The organism is Paenibacillus sp. FSL R10-2771 (genome assembly GCF_038000205.1).
GTDB classification, from domain to species: domain Bacteria; phylum Bacillota; class Bacilli; order Paenibacillales; family Paenibacillaceae; genus Paenibacillus_AQ; species Paenibacillus_AQ phytohabitans.
Map to the genome: position 1 here is coordinate 2634061 of NZ_JBBOBM010000001.1, position 12771 is coordinate 2646831.

Annotated in this window: 11 protein-coding genes; all 11 read left to right on the forward strand. The window is 51.9% G+C overall.

The window, feature by feature from the left end; translation table 11 throughout:
* Window positions 1-158: 158 nt before the first annotated feature.
* The 11 genes from dpsA (NSU14_RS11390) (at window position 159) to NSU14_RS11440 (ending at window position 12769) form a co-directional block, all read left to right on the forward strand.
* Window positions 159-1055 carry a dipicolinate synthase subunit DpsA gene (dpsA, locus tag NSU14_RS11390; RefSeq protein ID WP_042138106.1) on the forward strand — a complete coding sequence of 299 codons (897 nt, stop codon included), beginning with the start codon at window positions 159-161 and terminating at the stop codon, window positions 1053-1055.
* Window positions 1056-1652 carry a dipicolinate synthase subunit B gene (locus NSU14_RS11395; protein WP_039294817.1) on the forward strand — a complete coding sequence of 199 codons (597 nt, stop codon included), beginning with the start codon at window positions 1056-1058 and terminating at the stop codon, window positions 1650-1652. It abuts the gene before it with no gap.
* A gap of 134 nt (window positions 1653-1786) precedes the next feature.
* A complete protein-coding gene (gene dpsA, locus NSU14_RS11400) occupies window positions 1787-2686 on the forward strand; it encodes a dipicolinate synthase subunit DpsA (protein ID WP_340944816.1) in 900 nt (299 codons plus the stop codon).
* Window positions 2687-2821: 135 nt separating this feature from the next.
* Window positions 2822-4042, forward strand: coding sequence for an aspartate kinase (gene dapG, locus NSU14_RS11405; protein ID WP_039294812.1), 1221 nt, complete (start codon window positions 2822-2824; stop codon window positions 4040-4042).
* On the forward strand, window positions 4017-4934 hold the full coding sequence (gene dapA / locus NSU14_RS11410; protein WP_340944817.1) for a 4-hydroxy-tetrahydrodipicolinate synthase: 918 nt from the start codon (window positions 4017-4019) through the stop codon (window positions 4932-4934). The genes dapG and dapA overlap by 26 nt, the downstream gene beginning before the upstream one ends.
* Window positions 4935-5511: 577 nt before the next feature.
* Window positions 5512-7191 (forward strand): ribonuclease J, encoded by a 1680-nt coding sequence (locus NSU14_RS11415; protein WP_039294807.1) that lies wholly within the window; start codon window positions 5512-5514, stop codon window positions 7189-7191.
* Window positions 7192-7357: 166 nt separating this feature from the next.
* Entirely contained in the window at window positions 7358-7855 is a 498-nt protein-coding gene (locus tag NSU14_RS11420) for an RNA polymerase sigma factor (RefSeq protein WP_340944819.1), read from the forward strand.
* A complete protein-coding gene (locus NSU14_RS11425; RefSeq protein ID WP_340944820.1) occupies window positions 7852-8871 on the forward strand; it encodes an anti sigma factor C-terminal domain-containing protein in 1020 nt (339 codons plus the stop codon). The genes NSU14_RS11420 and NSU14_RS11425 overlap by 4 nt, the downstream gene beginning before the upstream one ends.
* 178 nt (window positions 8872-9049) lie before the next feature.
* Window positions 9050-9784, forward strand: coding sequence for a ClpP family protease (locus NSU14_RS11430; protein ID WP_231575430.1), 735 nt, complete (start codon window positions 9050-9052; stop codon window positions 9782-9784).
* Window positions 9781-9996, forward strand: coding sequence for a YlzJ-like family protein (locus NSU14_RS11435; RefSeq protein ID WP_042138098.1), 216 nt, complete (start codon window positions 9781-9783; stop codon window positions 9994-9996). Before NSU14_RS11430 ends, NSU14_RS11435 begins: the two co-directional genes overlap by 4 nt.
* Window positions 9997-10090: 94 nt before the next feature.
* Window positions 10091-12769 carry an FtsK/SpoIIIE family DNA translocase gene (locus tag NSU14_RS11440; RefSeq protein WP_042138096.1) on the forward strand — a complete coding sequence of 893 codons (2679 nt, stop codon included), beginning with the start codon at window positions 10091-10093 and terminating at the stop codon, window positions 12767-12769.
* Window positions 12770-12771: the final 2 nt, after the last annotated feature.

Here is a 12771-nt window from a genome sequence, read left to right on the forward strand (position 1 = left end):
GATTTTAAATTTTTAGTTGATTACAGATTGAATATTGCAGAAACCCAGTGATTTATTTCGGCGCTGGCTGGAATTCATCTCCGCTCTTCACCCATCCGCACCACACGGCATAAGATGCTCTATAGTCGAATGTGTATGTGGAAAGGAGCGTCATCCCTATGCTTACTGGCATCAGGATCGTGTTCCTGGGCGGGGACGCGAGACAAATTGAAGTGATTCGGAAATGTGTGGAAATGGATGGGTCGGTAAGCGCTGCCGGATTCGATAAGTGGGATGCCCCAAGCCCGGGGGTTAACCTGGAACAAATGTCGGCAGAATTACTCAGCAGCGCAGATGTGCTGGTGCTGCCGGCTGTCGGCTGCGATGATGAGGGTTATATTAATGCGGTATTCGCTTCAGAACGCCTGCAGCTGCTGGAAGAGCATATTGCTGCGCTGCCGTCCCGGGCTATCGTGTATACCGGCATGGCCAAAAGCTATTTGCGCGGCCTGTGTGCCAGACATTCACTCAAGCTGGTGGAGCTGCTGAACCGGGACGATGTGGCTATTTACAATTCAATCCCCACAGCTGAGGGTGCACTGGTTATGGCCATACAGAATACCGATTTCACCATCCATGGTTCTACCTCCATGGTGCTCGGAATGGGCAGGACGGGATTCACCATGGCCAGGGCACTGCAAGGCATGGGTGCAAGTGTAAAAGTAGGTGTAAGGAAACAGGAGCATTACGCAAGGGCAGAGGAAATGGGCTGGAAGCCGTTTATGACCGGAGATCTGCTGCTTCACGTACCGGAAGCGGATCTGATCTTCAATACCATTCCGAGCATGATTATTAACGCACAGGTTCTATCGCGTCTTCAGCGGCACTGCGTGATCATCGATCTGGCTTCCGCACCGGGCGGGTGCGATTTCCGCTATGCCGAGAAGCGCGGGATCAAGGCGATGCTGGCACCGGGACTTCCCGGTATTGTGGCCCCCAAGAGCGCCGGAATCATTATGGCTAATGCACTGGTACAGTCGTTATCAGGCGAGACTTCAATCAGGGGGGACGAATAAATGGATTGGCATGGAAAAACAGTTGGTTATGCAATTACCGGCTCTCACTGCACCTTTGCCGAGGTAATGCCGCAGATTCAGCGGTTCATGGATGGCGGCGCCAACGTGGTGCCGATTGTATCGGCATCTGTGCTGAACACGGATACGCGCTTTGGCACATCGGAAAATTGGTTAAAACAGTTGAAAGATATAACGGGGAATGATATCATTTCTACAATTGTTGAAGCGGAACCGCTGGGTCCTTCGAAGCTGCTGGATGTACTTACGATTGCTCCCTGCACAGGGAACACAACAAGCAAACTGGCGAATGCCATGACGGACAGTCCGGTGCTGATGGCTGCCAAATCGCAGATGCGCAACGGGCGTCCGCTGGTGCTGGCGATCTCCACCAACGATGGGCTGGGCCTGAATGCGGCGAATATAGCTAAGCTGCTGGTAACTAAGAATATTTATTTTGTGCCATTCGGCCAGGATAATCCGGTTGCAAAGCCTAACTCGCTTGTCGCCCGGATGGACCTTATTCCTGAGGCTTGTTATGCAGCCCTGCAAGGCAGCCAGCTGCAGCCTATGATTATCGAACGGTTTCATTCAGCATAGCATTACGGCTCTTCACAGCAGCCAAGCACATACGTAACATATCTGCCGTCCTCATCTTGAGGGCGGTTCAACACTTTATTCAGCAGGTTAAGGCTGGAGCATTGATCAGGGTTGAGGAAAGGGGCATCTTCCTTATGCTTACTGGCATCAGGATCGTATTCCTGGGCGGGGACGCAAGACAGCTCGAAGTGATCCGCAGATGCGTAGAGATGAATGCGGCGGTAAGTGCCGCGGGGTTCGACCAGTGGGAGACTCCGGTTCCGGGGGTGAGTCTGGAACCGATGTCGGCAGAACTGCTCGGCACAGCCGATGTACTGGTGCTGCCCGTGGCAGGATGCGATGAGGAAGGAAAGCTTAACGCGCTGTATTCCTCCGGTCCGCTGCAGCTGCTGGATGAACATATCGCGGCGCTGCGGGCAGATTGTATAGTATATACTGGTATGGCCAAAAGTTATTTGCGCGCCTTGTGTTCCAGGCATTCACTGAAGCTAGTGGAGCTGCTGGACAGGGATGATGTGGCGATATACAATTCTATCCCTACAGCGGAAGGCGCGCTGGTAATAGCTATTCAGAATACCGATTTCACCATACATGGCTCCAATTCATTGGTGCTGGGCATGGGCAGAACCGGTTTCACGATGGCTAGAACCCTGCAAGGCCTTGGAGCCAGAGTATCCGTGGGGGTCAGGAAGCCGGAGCATTACGCCCGTGCTGAAGAAATGGGCTGGAAGCCTTTTATGACCGGGACACTGCAGCTTCATGTGGATGATATTGACCTTATCTTCAATACCGTTCCCGGCATGATTCTTACGGCAGAGGTTCTTTCGCGTGTGCCCAGGCAGTGTGTAATTATTGATCTGGCTTCGGCTCCGGGCTGCTGTGATTTCCGGTACGCGGAGAAGCGCGGGATTAAGGCAATCCTGGCTCCGGGCCTTCCAGGAATTGTCGCACCGGCAAGTGCAGGGAAGATTATGGCTGGCGCATTGCTGCAGTCGATTTCGGACGAGGTTCTGCATACGCTAGGCAATGAATGAACCGTTAGAGATTAACACTTGTATTCAGTATTTCAAGGTATGCACCCAGCGCAGCAAGAGCCGTTCTCTATGATGGTAACAGCTATTCTGCGTATTTATCAGCGCTTGCTTAGAGAAGTAATGGAGGAATTATAAATGGGTATTTTGGTGCAAAAATTCGGCGGAACCTCGCTCTCCACACCGGTGGCCAGAGAACATGTAATCCGTCATGTCAAACGGGAGCTGGCCAGCGGGTTCAGCCTGGTGGTTGTAGTCTCGGCAATGGGCCGCAAAGGTGAGCCTTATGCTACAGATACACTGCTGGATCTGGCGGCTCAAAGCGGGAACTCGCTGCCCGACCGCGAACGTGATCTGCTGATGTGCTGCGGGGAGATTATCTCGGCGGCCAACCTCTGCGGACTGCTGGAGCAGGAAGGAATCCGTTCTACCGTGCTTACGGGGGCGCAGGCGGGATTTGTAACAGACAGCAGCTACGGCAACGCAAGAATTCTGGATGTGCGGACAGAACGCATTCTACGCGAACTGCGTGAGCATAAAGTAGTAATAGTAACCGGGTTCCAGGGTCAAACCGAAGCCGGTGATTTCACAACCCTTGGCCGAGGAGGAAGCGATACTTCGGCTACAGCGCTCGGTGCTGCACTGCGTGCGGATATGGTGGATATTTATACCGATGTTGACGGCATTCTGACCGCTGATCCGCGGATTGTCGAAGATGCCAAGCAGCTAACTTATGTCAGTTATACGGAAATCTGTAATATGGCCTATCAGGGAGCCAAGGTAATTCATCCCCGGGCTGTAGAAATCGCTATGCAGGCTCAGATTCCGGTACGTGTACGGTCAACGTTCTCCGAAGCAGAAGGGACGCTTGTTACCCATCCTGAAGGCTTCAGCGATGTTTCGCACGGAGTCGTTGACCGTTTTGTCACGGGCGTTGCGTATGTCAGCAACATTACACAGATCTCCGTGGAATGTCCGGACGGCAACGGAACAGGCGTACAGCTGCAGATTTTCAAAAGCATGGCGGATAACGGGATCAGCGTAGACTTCATTAATGTGACTCCATCCGAGGCACTGTACACTGTGTTTGATGACAAATCGGAGAAGGCAATCTCTGTGCTGCAGGAGCTGGGGCTGCGTCCTAGGAGCTTGTCCGGCTGTGCGAAGGTATCCGTTATCGGCGGAGGCATCAATGGGGTGCCGGGAATCATGGCCCGTATTGTTGAAGCGCTCAGCTCGCAAAATATTCAGATTCTGCAATCCGCAGACTCCAATACAACGATTTGGGTTCTGGTGAAGAAGGAAGATATGGTGCAGTCGGTTCGCGCCCTGCATGCCAAGTTTGAATTGCACCGCTGACAAGGAGGAATTCAAAGTGGACTTCGGAAGACTAATAACCGCAATGGTAACCCCGTTTGACGGGGACGGAGAAATCAACTGGGAAGCAACTTCAAGGCTTGTCGATTACCTGATAGAAGAACAGAAGTCCGCTGCGCTGGTAGTCTGCGGAACAACGGGTGAATCGCCTACCTTAACCGATGATGAGAAGCTGAAGCTGTTTTCTTTTGTCAAAAAGCAGGCAGGCGGACGCTGCAAAATCATCGCCGGAACCGGCAGCAACAGTACCAGACATTCCATCGAGCTCACGAAGGAAGCCGAGAAAATCGGCGTGGACGGTGTGCTTCTGGTCGTCCCTTATTACAACAAACCTAATCAGGAAGGGCTCTACCGGCATTTCTCGTCCATTGCCGCCGAGACTTCGCTGCCTTGCATCTTATACAATGTACCAAGCCGCACTACGGTGAGCCTAAGTGTCGCAACCACACTGCGTCTGGCCGAGATTCCGAACATTGTCGCTACGAAGGAATGTGTCTCGGTGGATCAGATCACCCTGATTGCCTCGGCCTGCCCGGATGATTTCCATGTCTACTCAGGGGATGATTCTGCGGGTCTGGCCACGCTTGCTGTGGGCGGCCACGGTATTATCAGCGTAGCCAGCCACATTGTCGGGGCGCAGATGCTGGAGATGATCGAAGCCTTCACTTCCGGGAATGTCCGCCGTGCCGGTGAGCTCCACCGGACGCTGTTTCCTGTGTTCAAGGGGTTGTTCGAATGCCCGCAGCCGCTGCCGAATCCTTCGGCGGTGAAATATGCGCTGGGTCTGCGCGGGATCGACGTAGGTTCAGTCCGGCTGCCGCTGGTTTCTCCGACGGAAGAGGAAGCAGCTTTTATTGCAGCTTTGCTTAAATAGGTATCAATCCAGTATTTCTTAAGCAGATATATATCGCTGACCGTCCGCTCTACAGAGCGGGCGGTTTTTTATTTTGTCAGATCCGTATAAAGACTATGTAAAAAAACGCAAGCCATATACCGCTTTTTTGCTTGTCTTTTCCTCAAATAATGGCTGTTTGTTAAGGAAAGAATAGGACTAGGATCAGGATGACTTGTCTTTTGCCAAAAAAATCATGTATAATGTCCTTAAGTGATTCGGTGCGGTTAAAATAAAATATGCGGTAATCTTCCGTCAATGTAATTTTACATTGTGAGACAGGATAGGTCCTTGGATAAGTCTGTGCTAAACATGCCGGATTTTCGCGCGAGGGGCGCGGTGATGAAATTTTGACGGCGTTTGCCCGCTTCAAGACGATATTACTGCCCGGTTCGGGAGTTTCGCCTTGCGCAATTATACAGACTTATCGGAATTTCTTTGTCGAATAAGGAAAGTTAACAGCAATTTGAAGAAAGTCTACAGCGCCGCTGAAATAATTGAAGCTTATTGTTTACAAATAAAAGTATGACGTCCAACATCATAGGAGGGTTAGATTCATTTGTCGAAAAAAAACAACAACGATAAATTGTCGATATTCGCATTAGGCGGAGTCGGCGAGATCGGAAAAAACATGTACGTTATTCAGTACGGCAACGACATTGTAGTCGTGGATGCCGGTCTGAAATTCCCGGAAGAAGATATGCTCGGTATTGATATTGTAATACCTGACATCTCGTACCTGACTGAGAACCGTGACAAAGTAAGAGGGATTGTGCTTACCCACGGACATGAGGATCACATTGGCGGATTGTCTTATGTGCTCAAGAACCTGAATGTTCCTGTCTATGGAACAAGACTTACACTTGGCCTTGTGGATAACAAGCTCAAGGAAGCGAACCTGCTGGGTGAAACCAAACGGATTCTGATCAACGAAGATTCGGAAATTGAGCTTGGCACCTCGCTTAAGGTAACATTCTTCAGAACCAACCACAGTATTCCTGATTCCGTCGGTGTATGCATCGAGACGCCGGAAGGCAATGTTGTCCACACAGGTGACTTCAAATTCGACCACACGCCAGTTAACGGTCAATTTGCGAACCTGCACCGGATGGCCGAAATCGGATCGAAGGGTGTGCTTGCACTGCTGTCTGACAGTACCAATGCCGAAAAGCCGGGCTTTACACCTTCGGAGAAGAATGTCGGTATTGTTCTGGAAGATATTTTCCGTAAAGCTGAACAGCGTGTAGTTGTAGCAACCTTTGCTTCCAACGTGCACCGTATCCAGCAGGTGGTGAATGCAGCAGAATCGACAGGCCGCAAGATTACTGTAATCGGACGCAGTATGGTTAACGTAGTTTCCATTGCTTCCGAGCTCGGTTACCTGTACATTCCTGACGGTATGCTGATTGAACCGGAAGAAATGAACAGAATGGCCGGCAACCGTGTAGTTGTGCTTTGCACAGGCAGCCAGGGCGAACCAATGTCCGCGCTGACCCGTATGGCGCGCTCCAGTCACCGCAAGGTAGACATTATGCCGGGCGATACTGTTATTATTGCAGCTACACCAGTACCGGGTAATGAGAAGTATGTAGGCCGTACCATTGATGAACTCTTCCGTCTTGGCGCCAATGTAATTTACAGCGGCTCCAACTCCGGTGTTCACGTATCCGGTCACGGCAGCCAGGAAGAGCTGAAGCTGATGCTCAACCTGATGAAGCCGAAATTCTTCATTCCGATTCACGGTGAGTTCCGTATGCAGCGCAGACATGCAATTCTTGCAGAGTCCGTCGGTGTAGAACCAAGCAACATCTTCATCACGGAGCTTGGCGAAGTGATTGAAATTTCCGGAGGAGCAGCACGCAGAGCCGGCAAGGTTACTGCAGGCAACGTGCTCATTGATGGACTTGGTGTCGGCGATGTCGGCAATATCGTACTGCGTGACCGTAAGCTCTTGTCCCAGGACGGAATTCTGGTTGTAGTGGTAACACTCAGCAAGCAGAATGGAGCTATTGTCTCCGGACCGGATATCATTTCCCGCGGTTTTGTCTACGTGCGGGAGTCTGAAGGTCTCCTGGACGAAGCTAACCGGATTGTATCCGGTACGCTGCAGCGTCTGATGAGCGAGAAGGTCAATGAGTGGGCTTCTCTGAAGACCAGTGTCAAAGACTCGCTTGGCCGTTTCCTCTACGAGCAGACACGCCGCAGACCGATGATCCTTCCGATCATCATGGAAGTATAATTCAAAGCTTCATTTAGAATATATGCAGGGCAATAGCCCCTTCTCCCCGGAAATATTGGACGGTTTCCTGGGGAGGAGGGGCTTTTTGTGCAGCTATAAGATTTTTTTTGCCGGCGGACACAACATTTAAGGAGCTCAATCGTTATACTGCCAAGGGGGTGTGAAAGTGGGGGCTGGAAACAAAGAGCAGCTGCTCCAATCCAAAATGGCAGAAATACGCAGATATTTAATCCGGCTGGGTGCCGGAAGTGCAGATGCGGAAGACATCGTACAGGATACAATATACAAAGCCTTACTGTATGTTGACGGGATTGACGGCCATAAGTTCAGTGCCTGGCTCTATAAGGTAGCGATTAACAGCTATTATGATCTGTGCCGGAGGCAGGCCCGGTTCCGGTATTCCGAAGAAATTCACGATTATGAAGCGCCGGAGAGCGAACTGCCGGAGTCCATGCTGCTGCAGCAGGAGCAAAAAATACTTATTGAGAAGATCCTCGGCAGGATGAACCCGGCGAACCGCCAGCTGATTCTGCTGAAGTATGAAATGGAGTTCTCCTATAAACAAATTGCTGCGCTCTTGGGAGTCACAGAAGGTACAGTGAAGGCTTCTCTGTACCGTGCCAGGCAGCAGTTTCAACACATTTACGGAGGTGAGGCTGAATGACAGCCCCATGGGAAGGACAAGAGGATCAGAATCTGGCCCTGACACTAAAAAAAGCTAAACGTAAAAGCATAATCCGCAGTATTGTTATTTCACTGCTCGTTACCCTTATTACATTGACCGCGATATTTTTCGGTGCGGCACAGCTGGTGGCCCACCGCTCCGCTGAGACAAAGATGAGTGAATGGAAATATCTGATGATTAGCAGTCCCAATGAATATACGTCCAGCTATAGAGACAACCGCGGATTCCTATCTGGAGTGCTGGAAATGAATACTTATAAGATCATTGAAGGCGTACCTGTTCCGTGGAATGAGAAATGGTTCAATTATAACGAGTGGTGGTTTCCGTTTGCTACCGGAGCTTATGGGGGAACAACCAATCTGCAGGAGTCAGCGCCCCCGGGAAATCCGGACAGCCAGGCGTTCAGACGGCAGTATAACCCGCACAATGGGCAAAAGGAGATGGCCTATTACATTCCGGGCGTGGAATACGACAGTTCAATCCTCAATGACCTTAACCTGCTTACCGCGATGGAACCGGATGAATTGGCTGAGATGGCGCTGTCTTTTGATCAACCCTATTCCTTCGAGGAGGTGAAAAGAATGCTTCCTAAAGAGGCCAGACCTGTATGGTATTGGGTGGATACGTATGACGAAAGTTCCGGGTTCTATCTGAAATCCCACGAGGGTTGGGATGGCGTAATGATAAGTCCGCAGCCTGTATCATCTTCCTCAGGCATTTATGGGTTCGGCACCGGACCCAATGATAATGGCGGTGAGGTATCGCCGGTGGATTTTCTGGGATGGCTTCAATCCGGGCTGGAGTATAAAGACAATTATTATAGCGAATACAGCCGGATCAGCCGGTACCTCAAAAAGGATAAGGCTGAGCCTGACGCGGCAGATGTCCGGATTCTGGGAGTTGTTGTCACCGGCTCTGCCGCAGGTCTGAAGAGCTTGAATGGACAACCCTATATCCGGGGGGCAGTGCTTGGTGCCGTAGCAGATCCCTATTAACTTGAACAAACACAGACTGATATTTTATAACCGGATTTGCATAAGGGAGTCCCCCGGAATGTCATACTACCAGGAGATAGTATGGCTGCAGCGGATGGGTGCTGTAAGCAGAAAGGGGGAGCTGCGCACAATGGACTTCACAGAAGCAAGCATGAACAGCGGCAAGAACGAAGAGATTATGCCTGGAGAGATCAAACCCGGGGTCAGTGAACCTGTGCTGCCCGGACCGGTGGGGGTGCTGAAGGAGCTGGGGCAAACGGCGGTTCCTACAGGGGAGCCGGATATTTTCTGCATGACGATTATCGGCCAGATCGAAGGACATTTCGTATTGCCGCCGCATAATAAAACTACGAAATATGAACACATCATTCCCCAGCTGGTTGCCGCCGAGCAGAATAAGAATATTAAAGGGCTGCTGATTATCCTGAACACCGTCGGAGGGGATGTGGAGGCCGGGCTGGCCATTGCCGAGATGATTGCCTCCTTGTCCAAGCCAACTGTGACAGTGGTAATCGGCGGCGGCCATAGCATTGGCGTCCCGATCGCGGTATCCTCCAGCTATTCCATTATTGCCGAGAGTGCAACGATGACGATTCATCCGATCAGGATGAACGGTCTCGTGATTGGAGTGCCGCAAACCTTCGAATATATGGAGCGGATGCAGGAGCGGATGGTTAAATTTGTAACTTCGCATTCCCGTATTACAGAGTCGCAATTTAAAGACCTGATGTTCAAAACCGGAGAGCTGAACCGTGACATCGGTACCGCTGTCGGCGGACAGGATGCCGTGAAATATGGTCTTATGGATGAGGTGGGCGGTATAGGAGCTGCTCTGGCCCATCTGAACCAAATGATTGCGGGAAACGTTTCGCTTTCGCCTGATCATCTGGCGCCGGGAGGACTGACTCAATGACCTTTTATACGATTCTGCCGATGGAGCAGGTGTTTGAGGGTGCACTTAATTATGCGCTGCCGGTGCAGGAGGTCAGCTATCAAGGGATGCTGATGCAGGTCGAACCGCTTGAAGGCGGTCAGGCGCGGATTGTCAGGCTGCTTCAGTGTCCGCTGCACAGGTATCTGGAGGCAGCCCTGTCCCCCGGATCGGTCATTCAATTAGACAAATAAATGCGAACATACTGCCTATAGATGCATTTTCTGACAAAAGAGAACATAGGTACGCCACGCCATTATATGGTATAATGTTGTGGGGGTGGCTGGCGTGGCTAAAAAAAGAAAAAAGAAAAAGAAAAAAGCGCTGCTGGGCAGCGTTTTAAAATATGAAATCTATGGAATTCTGCTTATTACGATCTCCGTCATTGCTTTGTCAGGTGAAGCGGCTGTAGGGCGCTCTCTTTCAAGTATGGCGGGATACTTACTCGGCAGATTCTATTTTGTGCTGCCGCTGGCCGGCATTTTCTATGGACTGATGGTCATGATTCACCGTAAATGGCCGTCCACCTGGAACAGCCGGTATACCGGCGGGCTGTTGCTGCTGCTGTCCATGTGCCTGATGAGTACGATTTCGGCTATGCAGCAGAAGCTGGGACCGATCGGAATGCTGCATCCGGGCAATGTGCTGGCCCAAATACATAATGACCTCTCGGGTTCACTGTCTCCGGGCGCTGGTGAGAGCAGCGTGTACATGCTCGGCAAGGACATCAGCGGAGGGTACATCGGAGCGCTGGAGTATGCAGCTCTACTGTGGCTGTTCGGCAATCTGGGCGCCAAGCTGCTTATGATTGTTCTGCTGGCGATCAGCTTCATGCTGATTACCAATCTGTCGTATGTGGAGCTGTTTACGCTGCTCCGGGTAAGAGCGGTTAAGCTGGTGGAAGGAATAAAGCTCAGATCAGCCAACCGCCCTGCAGCGGTTCCGGTAGTGCCCAGAGCTGCAAGAAACAGCACACCTGCTGCACCGCAGCCGGCAGATGATGATGACTACTACGAAGACGATGAAGAAGAGAACAATAATCAGCTGCCTAGACGTGCACAGCCGAACCTGCTGGGAAGAGTGGCCGGCTGGTTCAGCGGCTCCGCCCGTAATCAGCAGCAGCCCGGGACGGAAGAATATGATGACGGGGAACTGCCGGATGTAATCCTGACAGAACCGCGGAACGGTCCGATAATATCCGGGCTTGCGGCCGGCAGGGGAATGCCGCCGGAAGATTTCGGCGAGGATGAATTCCCCGAAGAAGATCTGGAGCCGGTTACCCCGATCATCCGCGACTTCTTCGAGCACATCCGCTCGGAAGGTCTGAATGCGGAGGACCGGGAGGAGTGGAGCGAGTTCTCGCCGGCTGCACGCGGCGGCGGTGTTACAGGAGCGGGCGATGAGGCTCTCCCTGCTGCTGCCGGACATCCTGCACTTGCGGATGAAGCTGCAGAGGACGGACTTCCTGTAGAGCTGGAAGGGCTGCTGGGAACGGCAGAGAATGGTGAAGTGGTTCCGGCAGTTCCGCCACCTCCTCCGCCCAAGCCGTACAAGCTTCCATCCTTCCGGCTGCTGGCCAAGCCTAATAACGGAGCCAAGGCCGGAGACCAGAATGACTACATGCAGACGGCCCGTAAGCTGGAAGCTACACTTGAGAGCTTCGGTGTCCGGGCGAAGGTGCTTGAGGTTGTCCGGGGACCGGCTGTTACCCGGTATGAGATTCAACCGGATATCGGCGTGAAGGTCAGCCGGATTGTCAATCTTACCGATGATATCGCGCTGGCGCTGGCAGCCAAGGATATCCGGATGGAAGCGCCGATTCCGGGCAAGTCAGCCATCGGTATTGAAGTGCCGAACTCCGAGGTCTCAATTGTAACCATGCGTGAAGTAATGGAGACGCAGATTTTTCAGGAGGCAGAGTCACGGTTGTCGATTGCGTTCGGACGGGATATCTCCGGTCAGACGATTATAGGCAATCTGGCCAAGATGCCCCATCTGCTGGTAGCGGGGGCTACCGGTTCCGGTAAATCCGTCTGCATTAACGGCATTATTACCAGTATCCTGTATAAGGCGAAGCCTAATGAAGTAAAGTTCCTCATGGTTGACCCTAAGATGGTTGAGCTGAATGTATATAACGGCATTCCGCATCTGCTTGCGCCGGTGGTTACCGATCCCAAGCGGGCCAGTCTTGCCTTGAAGAAGATAGTGGTGGAGATGGAGAAGCGGTATGAGCTGTTCTCCAAGTCAGGCACGCGTAATATGGAAGGCTATAATACATTAATGAAAGATAATCCGGCAGCGGTATTGCCCTACATTGTAGTAATTGTGGACGAGCTTGCCGATCTGATGATGGTGGCGGCGAATGATGTCGAAGATGCGATCTGCCGGCTTGCCCAGATGGCGCGGGCGGCGGGAATTCATCTGATCATCGCCACACAGCGTCCTTCCGTGGACGTCATTACCGGACTGATTAAGGCGAATATTCCTTCGCGGATTGCATTTGGAGTATCTTCGAATGTGGATTCACGGACCATTCTGGATATGCCGGGTGCAGAGAAGCTGCTGGGACGGGGGGATATGCTGTTCCTGCCAATGGGAGCTTCCAAGCCGATTCGTGTCCAGGGGGCCTTCATGAGCGATCAGGAGGTCGAAACCATTGTACAGTATGTAAGCAGCCAGGGTGAAGCGAATTATGATGAATCCCTTGTTCCTGAAGTGGATGATACCCTATCGGAGGATCAGGATCCGCAGGATGAATTATATGAACAAGCCGTCCAGATTGTGCTGGAAGCCAAGCAAGCCTCGGTGTCTCTGCTTCAGCGGCGCATGCGGGTCGGTTACACCCGTGCTGCACGTTTAATTGATGCCATGGAGGCAAGAAGCGTGATCGGGCCTTACGAGGGCAGCAAGCCCCGTGAGGTGCTGATGTCCCTTGAACAGTATCAGCATAACAGAATCAGTTCATAACC